At 39.7% G+C, this 16,314-nt stretch carries 13 protein-coding genes, 2 pseudogenes and 1 other annotated feature; of the genes and pseudogenes, 3 read left to right on the top strand and 12 right to left on the bottom strand.

The window, feature by feature from the left end:
* Positions 1-4 precede the first annotated feature (4 nt).
* From QN079_RS03170 to QN079_RS03160, 3 genes and pseudogenes are all read right to left on the bottom strand, one after another.
* Entirely contained in the window at positions 5-532 is a 528-nt protein-coding gene (locus QN079_RS03170) for a hypothetical protein (RefSeq protein ID WP_198052138.1), read from the bottom strand.
* Positions 533-1,020: 488 nt separating this feature from the next.
* A complete protein-coding gene (locus QN079_RS03165; RefSeq protein WP_002415362.1) occupies positions 1,021-2,004 on the bottom strand; it encodes a DUF3991 and TOPRIM domain-containing protein in 984 nt (327 codons plus the stop codon).
* 6 nt (positions 2,005-2,010) lie between these two features.
* Positions 2,011-2,229: pseudogene (locus QN079_RS03160) on the bottom strand (JAB domain-containing protein); the annotation flags it as partial.
* Positions 2,230-2,679: 450 nt separating this feature from the next.
* Between QN079_RS03160 and QN079_RS03155 the strand changes: the two are divergent.
* From QN079_RS03155 to QN079_RS03145, 3 genes are all read left to right on the top strand, one after another.
* Positions 2,680-2,823, top strand: a complete 144-nt coding sequence (locus QN079_RS03155; protein WP_002360221.1) for a hypothetical protein — start codon at positions 2,680-2,682, stop codon at positions 2,821-2,823.
* Between the two features lie 253 nt (positions 2,824-3,076).
* Complete coding sequence (fexA, locus tag QN079_RS03150) at positions 3,077-4,504, top strand: chloramphenicol/florfenicol efflux MFS transporter FexA (RefSeq protein ID WP_032495690.1); 1,428 nt, start codon at positions 3,077-3,079, stop codon at positions 4,502-4,504.
* A 177-nt stretch (positions 4,505-4,681) separates the two neighbouring features.
* Positions 4,682-5,098: an NAD(P)H-dependent oxidoreductase gene (locus QN079_RS03145; RefSeq protein WP_000855243.1), complete on the top strand. Its 417-nt coding sequence runs from the start codon at positions 4,682-4,684 to the stop codon at positions 5,096-5,098.
* 282 nt (positions 5,099-5,380) lie between these two features.
* On the opposite strand, the gene QN079_RS03140 is transcribed toward QN079_RS03145, so the two are convergent.
* The 9 genes and pseudogenes from QN079_RS03140 to QN079_RS03100 form a co-directional block, all read right to left on the bottom strand.
* Positions 5,381-5,746, bottom strand: a complete 366-nt coding sequence (locus tag QN079_RS03140) for a DUF6262 family protein (protein WP_000619629.1) — start codon at positions 5,744-5,746, stop codon at positions 5,381-5,383.
* A 1-nt stretch (position 5,747) separates the two neighbouring features.
* On the bottom strand, positions 5,748-7,667 hold the full coding sequence (locus tag QN079_RS03135; RefSeq protein ID WP_000178032.1) for a tyrosine-type recombinase/integrase: 1,920 nt from the start codon (positions 7,665-7,667) through the stop codon (positions 5,748-5,750).
* Positions 7,664-8,749 (bottom strand): phage lytic cycle repressor MrpR family protein, encoded by a 1,086-nt coding sequence (locus QN079_RS03130; protein WP_000867971.1) that lies wholly within the window; start codon positions 8,747-8,749, stop codon positions 7,664-7,666. The genes QN079_RS03135 and QN079_RS03130 overlap by 4 nt, the downstream gene beginning before the upstream one ends.
* Positions 8,750-8,881: 132 nt before the next feature.
* Positions 8,882-9,424: pseudogene (radC, locus tag QN079_RS03125) on the bottom strand (RadC family protein); the annotation flags it as partial.
* A gap of 82 nt (positions 9,425-9,506) precedes the next feature.
* Positions 9,507-10,181 carry an HAD family hydrolase gene (locus QN079_RS03120; protein WP_121259944.1) on the bottom strand — a complete coding sequence of 225 codons (675 nt, stop codon included), beginning with the start codon at positions 10,179-10,181 and terminating at the stop codon, positions 9,507-9,509.
* Entirely contained in the window at positions 10,174-11,487 is a 1,314-nt protein-coding gene (locus QN079_RS03115; protein ID WP_289230377.1) for a bifunctional folylpolyglutamate synthase/dihydrofolate synthase, read from the bottom strand. Before QN079_RS03115 ends, QN079_RS03120 begins: the two co-directional genes overlap by 8 nt.
* 147 nt (positions 11,488-11,634) lie before the next feature.
* Positions 11,635-14,280 (bottom strand): valine--tRNA ligase, encoded by a 2,646-nt coding sequence (locus QN079_RS03110; RefSeq protein WP_289230376.1) that lies wholly within the window; start codon positions 14,278-14,280, stop codon positions 11,635-11,637.
* A gap of 516 nt (positions 14,281-14,796) precedes the next feature.
* Positions 14,797-15,031, bottom strand: a binding site (T-box leader).
* A 57-nt stretch (positions 15,032-15,088) separates the two neighbouring features.
* Positions 15,089-15,580: a thiol peroxidase gene (gene tpx / locus QN079_RS03105; protein ID WP_010747457.1), complete on the bottom strand. Its 492-nt coding sequence runs from the start codon at positions 15,578-15,580 to the stop codon at positions 15,089-15,091.
* A gap of 65 nt (positions 15,581-15,645) precedes the next feature.
* Positions 15,646-16,299, bottom strand: a complete 654-nt coding sequence (locus tag QN079_RS03100) for a redox-sensing transcriptional repressor Rex (RefSeq protein ID WP_005225148.1) — start codon at positions 16,297-16,299, stop codon at positions 15,646-15,648.
* Between the last annotated feature and the right edge of the window lie 15 nt (positions 16,300-16,314).

The raw sequence follows: 16,314 nt of genomic DNA, 5'->3' as shown, positions 1-16,314 counted from the left end.
CTCCTCACCTTCCTCTGTTACCTGTTGAATTCTGCTGTATACCTTCAGATACTACACGCACGGCTGTATCAATCTCTTTATGCTGATTCAGGTTCTCTATGAACTCATTCGCAAGCTTAACTGCTAACGCTTCCATTTCTCTTCCAAATCGAGTCATATCAAATAATCTGTCTAATCGCATTTCATCCAATTTCAATTTCTCATATTCTTTTTGATGCTCTGTAAAATCCATGAAATCCTTTGGATTATTACGACCTTCATCTTCCTCAAGAATCTTTTCATAATTCCATTGGCAGACAATATCAATTACCTCATCCATTGAATACACTTCCGTCTCACCTTGAACCTCTGCAATATCTGTTCGATAGAGAGTCCCTTCTTTGTCTTGTCCAATGGTATAATCATGACCTTCCAAATAACCAAGAAGAATCTCTGCATCTTCAACCGAAAAATCAAAAGACAAACCACTTTTCTGTATCCACTGAATCACTTCTTCTGGTTTTGTAAATAATTCAATTTCCTGTTCCATCACTCCCTTGCACCTCCTTATCTGTCTTTGTGAATTCTATCCTTGCTCTAATGTCCCCCGTAAAGTTCCCGGTGTCCACTGCTAGATACGCTTCTAAGCCATCTCTGGCTTTCGAAGCATCTAGTTAGGGGAAAATCCCCTAAACCCCCTTCTATATACGAGTGATAGCACTTTTTGCTATCACTTTTGCCTTGTGAATGCACTTTCTGCTATCACATGGCAATTATGAGTGCACTTTCTGCTATCACTTTTTATATAGACTTTTCCTAACTTTGATTACCTTATAATTGTGATAGCACTTTTTACTATCACTTTTGCTTTGTGAGTGCACTTTCTGCTATCACTGCCTCGTTTTGATGGCACTTTCTGCTATCACTTAAATCCCAAACACTGGACATAAATTTTGAATACAAATCAAAACAATAGACATTGGTTTTTAGGAGAATTCCTGTAGACAAATGTTTTGCATACAAATCCAAACCGTAATCTGCTTATTTTGCATGCATCCCTTTTTCTGAACAGTTCTTTGGAAATTCCAAATCTCGTTTCTTTGCCACTAGCCATTCGTTATAATCTTTAAAACCAATTGGTGGTGGACTATCCTCCACTTCATAACCAAGTCCATAGTATTTCTCACATAATTCCAATGAAGCCTTTCTCCCTGGCTCATCATTATCAAGGCAAAACCGTATGAATGAGATCTGTGGATTCTCTGTTAGAAACATAATCAGTGGAGCATCTGCAAGCATTCCAAGAGCAAGCTTATTTGTTTCAAAATCAGAAAAAATATCCGTATAACTCATAAGATCGATAGCTGCTTCAAATACAATCAGTTCAGAACTTTCTGCATTCGTTACATTAAATCCATAGTTCTTATCATTTCCAGCAACATCGCATTTAAATGAAGAACCTTCCCTATCAAAAACCCCTCTCATACTTGCAAATCTAGTCATTCCGTCTTTGTCATTTCCCTTAAAGACCACATTATGATAATGTCTGCTCTCATAAATCAAATCCTTATCAATAAAATAGTCAATGACCTGATCGCTTAATCCGCGTTCTTCCCTTAGATACGAGTACAAATAAGAATTATCCCTAGCTGGTAATGGTAGTACAAACTCTTTTACCTTTGGTGATTCTGGTTCTACCCGATACATTAATTCTGACATTCTGTTATCTTCCTGCATTCTTTGATAACCCACAAAGTCCAAAAGCCAAAACACTGCTTCTTTCACTTCCATTCCAGCAAAAACTCGAAGGAAATCAATCTGTGAACCACCGTTGCTTCCCTTTTCATACTGCCTTGACCAGCGAAACCAATGACTTTTATCATAAATTCTTACAGAGTCCATTTCCTTCAGCGTGTGATATCTACCCACACGTTTTACTGTATATCCAAGGTTAGTAGCTACTGCTGTTAAATCAACACTCTTTGCAATAGCCAGCTCTTCTTCTGTAAATCTGCCTCCATCCACTCACATTCACCTTACCTTCCCTCGCTCAGCTATCATTGGGGATGGAAAGTCTAGAGTTTTATAGTCGTTCGTCAAAGTAATTCTTGGATTAGATATCAACCCTTTTTCCTTGAAGCTAAAAAACTCTCGATTATCTCCTCCCACAATCACGTGATCAATTAAAGGAATCCCCATCAATTCACATAATTTGTTCATCCTGTCTGTCATCATCGTATCTGCTTTACTTGGTAACGGGTTTTATCAAGAGTAAATTACTAAAAATCCATTAACATCAATGTTTTTACTTTAAGAACATATATTTAACGTGTTAAATCAAATGAAAAAATACAATGTAATTATTAGATGACAATTGATTACGGTCAGAAGAATGTACCACAAATAAAAAAACTAATTCCTTTTTATTTTATCGAGGAATTAAGCTTTTGACCTGCAACAATCACGCCCAATTTCGGAATATCTATAATATGATTTCGATCTTAAATTATCTACTTTAACTGACGCTACCTGCTCGTTAAAGAAGACCTATTTAAAAAAGTTTATACTGCACCTGCCTTTATTATGTAAGTAAAAGTAGTAAAGCTTTAAATTGGTTTTCAAAAAAGTAGGGTTGATTATTTCTTTTTCATCAATTATAATTGTGTTATTATCACAATATGAGAAAGGAGGCAAAAAGTAATGGGAATTGATTTCATTAATGTCGAGTTTAGAAAGCATGTAAAAGTTTCAGGGGATTTAGGTACAACGGGATCAGTATGTCCTTTTTCACAAAAACAAAAAATGGAAACACTACCGGAAAACTTTTTGCCTCCTTTTATATAATGGGCAAAAATTTATGAATCTATTGCATTTGTAAAAATGCATACGAATGATTAGGCACCGGTTGTTAAACTGGTGCCTTTTTTTTGTTTGATCAGTTCAGTTAGTTTGGAGAACCGAATCTTTAATCATGCTGTAGAAATATGGTGAGTTCGTTGATTTGGTTTTACAATATAAATAGATATGAGGTGAGGTTTATGGTGAAAGCAGTGGATTTAGCCTCCTAAAATCACAATATATTTTAGGAGGAAATAAAATGAAAAAGGATAGTAAATCTAAAGAAATGATTCAATCTGAAAAAAGGGGTTCTACTAGGCTTTTAATGATGGTACTCTCCCTATCTGTACTTGTAGGTTCAATTACGGCTGATTCAGTCAATCCCGTACTTCCACTAATAAGCAAAGATTTAGAAGCTTCGAAATCTCAAGTGAGTTGGATAGTTAGTGGTATTGCACTTGTTCTTGCGATTGGAGTTCCGATTTATGGTCGAATCTCAGACTTTTTTGAGTTACGAAAGCTATATATCTTTGCCATTATGATTCTGGCAAGTGGTAGTCTTTTATGTGCAATTGCCCCGAACCTCCCATTGTTGGTTTTGGGAAGAATGGTTCAGGGTGCTGGGATGTCCGCAATTCCAGTTCTATCAGTCATTGCAATTTCGAAGGTTTTCCCACAAGGAAAACGTGGGGGAGCTTTGGGAATTATCGCAGGAAGTATTGGTGTTGGAACTGCTGCTGGTCCAATATTTGGTGGAGTAGTTGGTCAATATTTAGGGTGGAATGCCTTGTTTTGGTTCACATTTTTGTTAGCCATTATGATTGTTATTGGTGCCTACTACGCGTTACCGACAATTAAACCGGCAGAATCCGTAGGAAGCAATAAGAACTTTGATTTCATTGGTGGTTTATTCCTCGGCCTCACAGTAGGATTACTCCTTTTTGGCATCACTCAAGGAGAAACTTCTGGTTTTTCTTCGTTCTCATCGTTAACTAGCCTAATTGGTTCTGTTGTAGCTTTGGTGGGATTTATTTGGAGAATTGTTACCGCAGAAAATCCATTTGTACCACCTGTCCTGTTCAATAACAAGGATTATGTCAATACGGTCATAATTGCATTTTTTTCGATGTTTGCTTATTTCGCTGTTCTTGTGTTCGTCCCATTACTAGTCATTGAGGTGAATGGACTCTCTTCTGGACAGGCTGGAATGATATTGTTGCCAGGTGGTGTGGCTGTTGCAATCTTATCTCCCTTCGTTGGCCGTCTTTCTGATCGATTTGGGGATAAACGTCTGATAATTACTGGGATGACTCTGATGGGGCTGTCTACCTTATTCTTGTCCACCTATGCATCTGGTGCTTCACCTCTGTTAGTTTCCGTGGGGGTCCTCGGAGTAGGGATTGCTTTTGCATTCACGAATTCTCCCGCAAATAACGCCGCAGTAAGTGCACTCGATGCAGACAAGGTTGGTGTCGGAATGGGGATTTTCCAAGGTGCTTTGTACCTTGGAGCAGGAACTGGAGCAGGTATGATTGGAGCATTATTATCCGCTCGACGTGATGCTACTGAGCCGATAAATCCATTATATATATTGGACGCTATGTCCTACTCAGATGCGTTCCTTGCAGCTACAGGGGCAATACTCATTGCCTTAATAGCTGGATTAGGTTTAAAAAAGCGTGGGTAATAACTTAGTTATGTAAAGATTAGTTATTGTTTAGTTCATCTTCTATAGTTTAAGCTGTAAATAAATAGCTTAGGAATCACGCAAATTTGAATTTCTTAGAATAGAATACTTTTAAGTAACTCAACTTTCGTACACTGTTTTATTGGTGCGAAAGTTGAGTATGTTAAGGATGAAACAATGAAAACATTGGTGATCGTTTCTCACCCAGATATGCCAAATTCTCGAATCAATAAAGTTTGGGTAGAAAAAGCAGCGTCTTATTCAAACGAAATTACCATTCATGATCTTTATAGAGAGTATCCTGATTTTATTATAAATGTAAAAAGAGAGCAGGAATTAGTTGAAAATCATGATAATATTATTTTTCAATTTCCATTATATTGGTATAGTTCTCCTTCATTATTAAAAAAATGGATCGATGAAGTGATTATATATGGATGGGCTTACGGATCAAAGGGTAAAAGAATATTTTATAATCGAAAATTAGGATTAGCTATATCAGCTGGCGTAAAAAAAGGTGAATTTACAAGTATGGGTAAAAACAAGCATACATTAACCCAGATGTTAACACCATTCAAATCTTTATGTGCATAGATTCATGCTGAATATGTACCAGAGTTTGTACTTTACGGTGCTAATTCGGATATGAAGGGCGAAGAGATACAGAAAAGTGCTAATGAGTATTTGCAATATATTAAAAAGTATTATTTAAGAGCATAAAACACTTCTGCGATCATGCCAACAATACTAGAAGAAAGCCCATTTCCCCTTAACACATTTAGGGAAATGGGCTATTGAAGTTATTGAAGGTTTTAGCGATTTCATTTTAGGTAGCCAATTCAAAGTGCCCAATAAATTCCAAGAAACACAAATCTGCTAAAACAGCTTGCCATGTAATTTTTGAACTTGATCCTTTAACCGTTCATTCTCTTCTTCTAACGCCTTTATACGGCTTTTTAAGGTTTTTATTAATACGTCCTCTGAACGAGGGCTTTTACTAGGTTTACGGGGGGTTAACTCACTTATCTGCATCCCTCTTAATGTCTCCACTCTAGTTCTAATATCTTTTTGTTTGTAAAGCCATGACTTTGAAACATTTGCTTTTTGTGCAACGGAATTAAAATTAATCTTCTCTTCTTTCAATGCCATCTCTGAAATTGTCTTTTCAACCCTAATTCTTGTTTTCTCCGACTTGTCTTTAGCTAGCTGAACTATGGCAGTTGTGTTACCTTTTCTAATCATTTTAATTCGTCTCCTTTAACGAATGAATAATCTGTTCTAATCTATTTTTAACACGTTCATTGGTTTCAACCTGACGCTGCCATTGGTTTTGTTTAGCCCTATTTAGTATTTCTTTAGTTCGCTCTAAGTGCTCTTCATGTTCAGTAAGAAATTGTTTACTTGTACAGAAATTCGTACAATCTAAACATGCATTTGCGTGAGGACATGGTCCTGCAATTACTGGTAACCGACAATAGCCATTAGGAAGTGCCTGTGCATTGATATTCTTTTTAAACCATTGAAGATCTGTATTGTCAGCTTCAGTATTTTCCTCACTTAAATCCAGAATGCTACCGTTATTCGTTACTAAGGTTTCCTTAAATTTCGTAAATTCCTTCTTTAGGGTTTCATCAAAAATATGTGCATATCTTGCCGTCATTTCCGGTGATTCGTGACCCAAGAACTTCTGGACAATATGTTGTGGCACTCCGTTATTTATCATTCTAGTGCCAACTGTATGCCGAAAGGCATGAGCATGAAAACGAAAAATTTCTCCGTTGCTGTCCGTTATCTTTTCTTCATAAGCTAGTTCATTTAATTTAACCCTAAAGGTATCTTGTTTCAATGGTGAGCAATCTTTTCGGGGAAACACATATACACATCCATCATCGAGTTCATCAGCCACCCTTTGCTCTTGAACTAATATCAATGCAGCAATTTCTTTAGAAATAGGAATGATATGCTCTTTCTTCATTTTCCACTGATAATACTTTAAAAAGCAATCCCCTTCTTTATCGGTTATGACGCTCCCTTTTTTCAATGTACAAAGTTCACTGATACGCATCCCGCATTCTTGAAGTACCATAACCATTGTAGCAATATAAGGTTCCAATTTATCTAATTTCCCATTTAATTGTTCAAGTATATGTTCATCAATATAACGTGGTAGTGCCTTCGGCACTTTAGGGTAATCTTCTTGAAAGATAAGGATCTTAGAAGGTGTATCCTTCCAGTCATATCTTTGAATTGTAGTAAAAAAAACGTCTAAAGTAGATATTCGTCCAGTTACAGTACTGGGTTTTAAACCTTTTAAATTAATATAATTAAAATATTGCTCAATTTCATTTCTAGTTAATTGATGAATCCTTTGTATACCTTCACAATTTTTGTTCATGAAATTAAAAAATTCTTTTAATTTTGAAGCTATATCTACTACGTGAGAAAAGCTAGCTGTGTTTAACATTAGTTTACAATATCGCTTAACTATTTCTTTAAAATAATTATTCTTAAAACCCTTAAAGTTGATCGTATATTCGTAGGATGTTGGGTTTACCTTATCTTCCGGTAATGATAATTTTCTTCGATTCCAAACATCTTTTTCCCATTCTTCCCCATCAAAATAGAAGTCCTCATAGAATTCCATAAACTGCTTAAGATGAGTAACGTAATAGGAATTCGCATGTACAGTAACTTTCTGCTGATTTACATCAAGTTTGTAATTAGTAGTCGTAGTTTTTACTTTTTGTTCTGTTAAGTAGGTCCGGTATTCTGTCAAAGCTTTTTTTATAGGCACTTCGGTTATCGATGTAATATTAGGATATTTTAAATTTAAAAATCCCATCATCCGGCTTATCACTGTTCCCTTTCTAATCCAAACGGATTTTGCATTCCAAGCTCCATTATTCAAGTGAAGGTAATAAAAATATTTTAATTCTGTTTTCAACCAGACATTTTCCACCTTATCGAAATTTACCCAACGATTTCTTAGTGACGGATTCTTACTTAACTCAATTGCACTAGGATGCGGACAAATTCTTATATCCCATCTATCTGCTGCCCAATAACCTTTTAAAACACTTGTCATATTAGCTATTTTTTTATTAATCTCTGTACTAGCGATAAGCTTTCGATTAGTTGCTACACTTGGAAATTTCATTGTCATGTTTCTCTCCCTTGAAGATACTTTTTATATTCATTCTTCATATCTTGATCAGAAAGATGAACATACGTATCAAGTGTTGTTTGTACATGGGCATGCCCTAATCTTTTTTGTACATATGCAGCATCCCATCCACTTCTAATAAGCTCTGTGGCATGCGTATGACGTAATATATGGGCAGTGAAAGTAATCCCTGTCCGTTTTCCTAGTCTTCTTATTAAGTCTAATACACTTTGATATTTTAGAGGGTGGCCAAAATAAGAATCTTTAAGATTAATAAATATATAATCATGATCTAAATCTTCCCCATATTCATGTACTAAGTAATCGGTATATAATGCCATTAATTCCTTACTTACATCAATAGTTCTTTCTTTTTTAAGTTTAATATAAGCTCCATTTTCATTATGATCTCTTGGCCTGATGTTAATCTGGTTATCCCATGTTGAAATATCTTCAATACGAAGGGATAATGCTTCTCCTATCCGAAGTCCCCCTTCATACATAAGCATAATAAGTAACTTATCTCTTTTGGTATGACATGCCTCAATTATTGCTTTGACTTGTCCATGTTCTAATACTTGTACAAGTTTCTTTTTGACCCTAAGCTTTAAAATATTTTTTTTATAGGATCTACCTTTAGAAATATGGTGAAGAAACCCCTTAAAGTTTCTTCCTCTTGCTTCTTTAGACATATCTATAGCTTTAAAATTTTCTGTGCGATTTAAATACTCTAAGAAACTAGTTACAGCGTTAAGTATGGAATTAACTGATGTTTCCTCTCTTTTAGCCTTCTTTGGTTGTATATCTATTACCTTTAAATGCCCTGCTGGATTTCTTAACCATCCTACAAAGTTTGCTAAATCCTCAAATTGTAAATCTCCTAATTCGATTCTACTTTGGCTCATAAATTCATAAAACAGCTTGAGATGATAACAATATGTTTTAATGGTATTTGGAGCTTTTCCCGTATTATCCAAGTACTTTATAAATCGCTTAACCGGTTCTATCACTTCAAATTCTTTATCTAGCAGTATGTATAACGGATATGATTTTTCCTCCACAATTACTTTCTGAACCTTCATCTTTCCACCACCTTTAAATACTTTAACTACTATTAATAATACCCTTATATATTTAATAGTTAAAGCACTGTAATTAAAAAATCCTAAACTTCGAGTACTTAGAGTACTCTAGTTTAGGATACTATGTTTAAGGGGACTGCCGCTGGGATGGTTGTGGACGACGAACACTCGGGCGGCACTGTAGCGTACCGCCCAATGAAAAATCTCCCGTGGGTGAGCGATCGACTGATTCAACGATCCGATGAAGATCGTTTTTTTCTGAATGATCTCATTTTTCGTATTCAAATAAAGCCCTAGTAAATGCTCTTGACGACAATCCTTCAACTCTTGGATCAACTGATGGGCAATCGCCATACTAGAGTTGACCTTACCGTACTTTGGTTGAGCGGAGCGCTGGATTCGCACACCTAATTCAATCATCGCTTTGATCTCGATGGCTTTGATTTGTCCGACGCCGCGAATTTCTTGTAATTCATCGATCGTCGCTTGCTTTAGTTCATACAATTCTTGAAAACGATTCAAGACACTGGCCGCTAACTCGAGGACATTCAGAGGACGTGAGCCAGTTCGCAGCAAAATGGCCAATAATTCTTGATTCGAAAGGGCATCCACTCCATATTCTACTAAACGCTCTCGGGGAAACGAACTTTGGGGAATCACAGTTTCATTGATCATAAAAAAACTCCTTTGCGTCGGTCTAATAAAAGATACGCAAAGGAGAGAGTATTTCATGAATCAGGTGCGCAAAAAATCGCAGCTAGATCGAAAAGGCGGTTTCTAGAAAATCTGGGACATCCTCTAGTGATGGTAAGACTTTCAAGACTTTTTCTTCAATGATGGTCGTCGGCGCGATCAAATCGGGAATCATAATGACTGAGATCCCTGCCCCATGAGCAGCATGAATACCGTTAGCCGAATCTTCAAGGATCACCAATTCTTCTTTTGGTACCGCCAATAATGCGTGGGCTTTTTCAAAAATCTCAGGATCTGGTTTTGCCCGTGTGACATCATCAAAGCAGACGATCTCAGGAAATTCCGCCTTTAAGCCTGCGGCTTCCAGCAAGGTATCGATCACTTTGCGCTGGTTGCTAGACGCCAACACTCGGGGAATCTTTTTCTCATCAAGATAATGCAATAACTCGTGGATACCTGGCTTCAATTCAGCCTCGCCCCGTTGGAACATTTCCAGCGTTTGATGAAAAGCCGCTTGGATAAAGTCTTCGATCATTTGATGGCCAAAGGCTTCGTCGAACCGCTCATGGTAAGCTGCCCAGACTTCTTCATCCGAGACCCCCACATAAGCTAAATACAACTCTTTTGTATAGGGAATCCCCATTTGATCCGCCACGATTTGAGTAGCCTGGTAATAGAGCAGCTCCGTGTCAAAAATCAAGCCGTCCATATCGAAAATCACACCACGTAACTTAGCCATTTCTTCCTCCTATTGCCAACAACAATTCACGAACTTCTGAAACAAAATACAACGATCCTGTCACCAGCAGCAAATCTTCATTGGTCATTTTTTCTAATAATTCTGCCAAGCCAAACTGCCATAAAGAGACGGTTGAGATTCGTTTTTCATCGAGTTCCTGATAGCCGTCTGCTAAATGCAATGCTTTTGGGAAATCAAAGGTCGTTAAATAAATCTCGGCTTGCGAAATTGCCAGCAATTGCTGAAGCATCTCATTGACGTTTTTGGTTTCTAAGGCTGAGAACAGCACATGGATGCGATAGTCGCTGAACTCTTCTTTCATCGTATCCACCAAGCGAGCCATGGCATGCACGTTATGGGCGCCATCGATGATCACCAGTGGTTCACTGCTGATTCGTTCCATTCGGGCGGGCCAATAGGCCTTTCTTAGCCCATTACGAATTTCTTTAGCTGAAAATGGCAGCTGCCGCAGGTCGCAATACAGACTGTACAATTGGATCGCAACACCGGCATTTTCTGGTTGATGGCGGCCTAACATCGGTGTTTTCAAGCCTTTGATTTTGCCATGCTCATTTTCAAAATCAAACAATTCGCCCCACTCTTCATCAGGATGACGATAGGTCACACGGTACTCTTGCCCTGCATGATACGCAGGTGCCTGTGCTTCTGCAGCTTTCAAATCGATCACCGAAAGCGCACTTTCAACGATATTGCCAGTCACAAGGGGAATTTGTGGTTTAATGATTCCCGCCTTATGGGCAGCGATTTTTTCAATGGTATCGCCTAAGACATCCATATGATCCATGCCGATCGTCGTGATCGCTGTCAACATCGGGGAAATAACGTTGGTACTATCTAAAAGTCCCCCTAGGCCAACTTCCATTATCGCAACATCGACGTTTTTTTCTTCAAAATAGCCTAACGCCATGGCAGTAATGATTTCAAACTGAGTGATGCCCGTCAAGGTTTCATCACGATCGATTTCAGCAACCAGCGGCTGGATTTTTTCCACCCAAGCGACCAAATCCTCATCTGATATAAATTGTCCATTGATTTCGATCCGTTCATTGAACGCTTCAATGTGCGGGGAAGTAAAAGTCCCCACTTGCTGCCCAGCTTCTTCTAAAAGACTGCGCAAATAGCTGACGGTTGATCCTTTGCCATTCGTGCCGGCGATATGGATCATGGTTATGTTTTTTTCAGGATTGCCCATTCGTTTTAATAATGCTTCGACACGCATCAATCCGGGTCTTTGCCCAAATGCCAAACGCGAATGGATCCACGCTGTTGCTTCTTCGCTTGTCATCTCCTTCACCTCGCTCTTATTTTATCAAAAATCCCACAGCTTTCCCAATTTCTTTCCTTTAAACGAGAAATTTGTTTGACGGTTTCTATCGATTACGCAAAAACAAGCATCTACAAGAGATGCTTGTTTGCAGACAGTCGACGCTTCCTATTGAATCGTGCGCAATTGCTCGATCCGTTCTTGGACTGCTTTTTGTTTTTCAAGATAATCGGCTTCTTTGCTGCGTTCTTGTGCTACGACTTCCTCTGGTGCATTGGCAACGAAGCGTTCATTCGCCAGTTTGCCTTGTACCCGTTGAACTTCTTGGGTGAACTTCGCTAGTTCTTTCTCCAAACGCGCGATTTCTTCTTCAATGTTGATCAACCCAGCTAACGGCAAGTAGATCGTCGCACCTGATAGGATAGCTGACATCGCCAATTCAGGGGCTTGTAAGCTGTTAGAGATTTCTAGTTCTTCTGGATTACAGAAGCGTTCGATATAGTTTTTGTTGGCGATCAAGAATTCTTCGATCTCAGGTTCATTTGCTTGGATCAGCAAAGTGATTGGTTTCGAAAGTGGTGTGTTTACTTCTGCACGGATGTTTCGAACCGAACGAATCAATTCTTTCAACACTTCCATCCCTTGCGCCGCTTTTTCATCGGTCCATTCTGGTGCCACTTGTGGATACTCAGCAACGACTAATGATTCCCCTGTATGCGGCAGTTTGCTCCAGATTTCTTCTGTAACAAATGGCATGATTGGATGCAATAAGCGTAAAATTTGGTCAAGAACATGGACTAAGATGCTCTTATTGACTTGTTTCACTGCTTCATTGTCACCGTATAAAGTTTCTTTCGACATTTCAATGTACCAGTCACAGAAATCATCCCAGATAAAGTTGTATAATTGACGACCCGCTTCCCCAAATTCGAAGCGTTCAAAAAGGTCAGTGACTTTTTCAATCGTTTCATTCAAGCGCGTCAAGATCCAACGATCCGCCACTGATTTTTCACCAGAAAAATCAATGTCTTCGGCAGTCATTTCGCTGACATTCATCAAGACGAAACGGGAAGCATTCCAAATTTTATTGATGAAGTTCCAAGCGGCATCCATTTTCTCATAGCTGAAACGCACGTCTTGTCCCGGTGCAGAGCCATTTGATAAGAACCAACGCAACGCATCGGCACCGTATTGTTCAATGACTTCCATCGGATCGATCCCATTTCCAAGAGACTTACTCATTTTGCGACCTTGTTCATCACGGATCAATCCGTGGATCAAGACATTTTCAAATGGTCGTTTGCCAGTAAATTCCAAGCTTTGGAAAATCATACGGCTTACCCAGAAGAAAATGATGTCGTACCCGGTCACTAATGTATTCGTTGGGAAGTAGCGTTGGAAATCTTCATTGGTCTCATCTGGCCACCCCATTGTTGAAAACGGCCATAAAGCAGAACTAAACCAGGTATCCAATACGTCTGGATCTTGTTGCCAATTTTCGGCATCTGCTGGCGCTTCAAGTCCTACATACATTTCTCCCGTTTCTTTGTGGTACCAAGCTGGGATTTGATGGCCCCACCACAACTGACGAGAGATCACCCAGTCATGAACATTTTCCATCCAACGTAAGAATGTTTGGTTGAAACGTGGCGGATAAAAGTCCACCGCATCGTCGGTTTCTTGGTTGTCGATGGCTTGTTTTGCTAATGGCTCCATTTTTACGAACCATTGTGTCGACAAACGAGGTTCGACTACTACGCCTGTCCGTTCTGAGTGCCCTACGCTATGAACCATTTTTTCGATTTTGATCAGACGACCTAACGCCTCTAAGTCTTTCACGATTTGCTTACGAGCAGCAAAACGATCCATGCCTGCATAAGTACCTGCTAAGTCGTTCATTGTTCCGTCATCATTCATGACATTGACCCGTGGTAGGTCATGGCGGTTACCGACCTCAAAGTCATTCGGGTCATGGGCAGGAGTGATTTTTACGACCCCAGTTCCAAATTCTTGGTCCACGTACTCATCTGCGATGATTGGGATCTCTTTATTGACCAAAGGCAAAATCACTTTTTTACCAATCAATGCTTGATAACGTTCATCTTCTGGATGAACCGCGACTGCTGTATCCCCCAGCATCGTTTCTGGACGAGTCGTTGCGATCTCCACCACACCGCTGCCATCTGCTAACTCGTAAGACATATGGTAAAAAGCACCTTCGATGTCTTTGTGGATCACTTCAATATCAGATAATGCCGTGCGGGCTTGCGGGTCCCAGTTAATGATGTACTCGCCACGATAGATCAAGCCTTTTTCATATAGCGTCACGAAAACTTTACGGACCGCTTCGGATAATCCATCATCTAACGTGAATCGTTCACGGCTATAGTCTAGAGATAAACCTAGTTTCGCCCATTGTTCCCGAATGTGACCGGCATATTCTTCTTTCCAATCCCATACTTGTTCAACAAATTTTTCCCGACCAAGGTCATAGCGAGAGATCCCTTGTTCCCGCAGCTTTTCTTCTACTTTGGCTTGGGTAGCGATCCCGGCATGGTCCATACCTGGTAACCATAAGGTGTCATACCCTTGCATCCGTTTTTGACGAATGATGATGTCTTGTAACGTGGTATCCCAGGCATGACCTAAGTGCAATTTTCCTGTTACGTTTGGTGGTGGAATCACGATAGAATAAGGTTTTGCTTCTTTGTTGCCGCTTGGTTTAAAACGGTCATGTTCTAACCAATCTTGGTAGCGCCCCGCTTCTACTTCTTGGGGATTGTACTTGGTGGATAGATTTTCAGTTTCTGTCATAGTTGGTCCTCCTAAAGTTACGTTTTTTAGACGTAATGGTTGGTGTGGTTTTTTTGTGCCTGTTGCTGGGTAAAGCGTGACAATGTTTGAATCGTTCAGGATTAGTGCCGTGGTAAATATCAGCTGTTTGTTGACGCCACGCTTGTTGTTCGTAAAAAAACGTTGCTTACAGAGGTCAAGGCACACTTCCGTGATCCTCTATTGTGTCTTAGGGCTTTTGGCAACCGATCTGACTCGCTTCGTGAACCAATTTTGATGACTTCTTGTACTGTTCATCATCTATTCTGTCTTGCTTCGTAAGCCAATCGCAGTGATTCCTAGTTTGGTTACTACGCTCCCTATGGTTGCCTAGTACTGTTCATCATCTATTCTGTCTTGCTTCGCAAGCCAATCGCAGTGATTCCTAGTTTGGTTACTACGCTCCCTATGGTCGCCTAGTACTGTTCATCATCTGCTCTGTCCCACTTTGTGGGCCACTCGCAGTGATTCACAGCAAAAAGCGCCCTAATGCCGAGGCATTAGGGCGCTGATACGCGGTACCACCTAAATTGCAGATTGCTCTGCCACTTTGACGTGAGGTAACGTTCACGACGCGCTTGATCTTACTGTGCGCCTTTGTCTACAAGAAACAAACCGCGGTTCGGATCAAAGACCTTCAAGCTACCTTTTCAGTGTCTGGGGAAGTCTTGCACCGACCGACTTCTCTCTGACCGCCAGGGTCACTGATACTCCTCTTGAACATTGTCTTGCTATCATAGATTCTTGTTTCATCTTGCTACATTCTACAATGAACTTTTTTGAAAGTCAATCAGAGGTTTGCTTTCGCAGCATCAATGGCTGCTTGATAATCCGGTTCGTGGGAGATCTCAGGCACGATCTCAACGTGTTGGATCACGCCTTCACGGTCTAAAACGAAAATTGCTCGGGCAAAATGACCGAAGTCTGGGATCATGATTTGATAGGCCTCACCGAAGGTATTCGCCGGATCATGAAGCATGATCATGTCGACACCTTCTTGGCCGCACCATTGCGCTTGTTCTTCTTTTGTATTGTTAGAAATCGTGACAAAATGGATGTCATCCAATTGACTTGCCTCTTGGTTGAAACGCTTGGTCTGCAATGCACAGACGCGTGTCACGATATCGGGAACCACGCTGATGATCGTTGGTTTTCCTAAAAAATCAGTCAGTGTGTATTCCTTGTCCTCTAAACTTTTCAAGCGAAAATCAGCTGCTTTATCCCCTACTTTTGGTTGGTTGCCAGGCATCTCATAAACCGTTTCTTTGCGTGTAACTTGCATAACATCTCTCCTATAGCATTTTCTCCCAGTATAAGAAAGATTATCAAAAAACGAAAAGGATTTGCTCAGACTTTCGATTTTTGCGAGTAGGTCGTATCAAAAAAGATCAATGTTTGCAATTCTGTCGTCAAATCAATGTATTGGATATTGACGTCTTTTGGCACGATGACGGGATCAGGGGCAAAATTTAAAATCGCTGTGATCCCAGCATCCACGATCGCATCGATCGCCATTTGCGAATAACGACTAGGAACGGTCGAAATCGCTACGGTGATCCCTTTTTCTGCTACGACTTCCGCCAATTGATCCATTCCATAGACATAACGCCCACTAATGGTCTGACCAATCATTTCTGGATCATTGTCAAAAACCGCGACCACGGAAAGATTTTCATTTCTGCGAAAATTGTTGTTGGCTAACGCTTTTCCTAAATTTCCATAACCAATCAAGGCGATTTTTTTCTCTTCATTGGTTTCTAAGATATAGCTCAATACCTCAATCAGATAAGGAACATCATAGCCATAGCCACTTCTGCCCAATTCTCCTAGATGAGAAAAATCTCGGCGGATCGTGGCTGAAGGAACTTGCGTGATTTCTGCAAACTCTTTTGATTTGATTCGCTGAATACCAGAGGCATCCAGTAATTTTAAGTGTCGTAAATAAGCTGGCAAACGTTTTGCCGTCGCTTTCGGAAGTTTTTTATCTCTTAATGCTTCCATCCTGTCCACCCTCCT

The sequence above is a fragment of the Enterococcus sp. FZMF genome, assembly GCF_030263915.1.
GTDB lineage: Bacteria > Bacillota > Bacilli > Lactobacillales > Enterococcaceae > Enterococcus_D > Enterococcus_D casseliflavus.
This window is presented reverse-complemented; position numbering and strand designations above follow the sequence as displayed.

Coding starts and splice junctions, on each gene's coding strand:
- QN079_RS03155 (WP_002360221.1), top strand. CDS start 2,680: ATGGGAATTGATTTCATTAATGTCGAGTTTAGAAAGCATGTAAAAGTT.
- fexA (WP_032495690.1), top strand. CDS start 3,077: ATGAAAAAGGATAGTAAATCTAAAGAAATGATTCAATCTGAAAAAAGG.
- QN079_RS03145 (WP_000855243.1), top strand. CDS start 4,682: ATGAAAACATTGGTGATCGTTTCTCACCCAGATATGCCAAATTCTCGA.
- QN079_RS03140 (WP_000619629.1), bottom strand. CDS start 5,746: ATGATTAGAAAAGGTAACACAACTGCCATAGTTCAGCTAGCTAAAGAC.
- QN079_RS03135 (WP_000178032.1), bottom strand. CDS start 7,667: ATGACAATGAAATTTCCAAGTGTAGCAACTAATCGAAAGCTTATCGCT.
- QN079_RS03130 (WP_000867971.1), bottom strand. CDS start 8,749: ATGAAGGTTCAGAAAGTAATTGTGGAGGAAAAATCATATCCGTTATAC.
- QN079_RS03120 (WP_121259944.1), bottom strand. CDS start 10,181: ATGGCTAAGTTACGTGGTGTGATTTTCGATATGGACGGCTTGATTTTT.
- QN079_RS03115 (WP_289230377.1), bottom strand. CDS start 11,487: ATGACAAGCGAAGAAGCAACAGCGTGGATCCATTCGCGTTTGGCATTT.
- QN079_RS03110 (WP_289230376.1), bottom strand. CDS start 14,280: ATGACAGAAACTGAAAATCTATCCACCAAGTACAATCCCCAAGAAGTA.
- tpx (WP_010747457.1), bottom strand. CDS start 15,580: ATGCAAGTTACACGCAAAGAAACGGTTTATGAGATGCCTGGCAACCAA.
- QN079_RS03100 (WP_005225148.1), bottom strand. CDS start 16,299: ATGGAAGCATTAAGAGATAAAAAACTTCCGAAAGCGACGGCAAAACGT.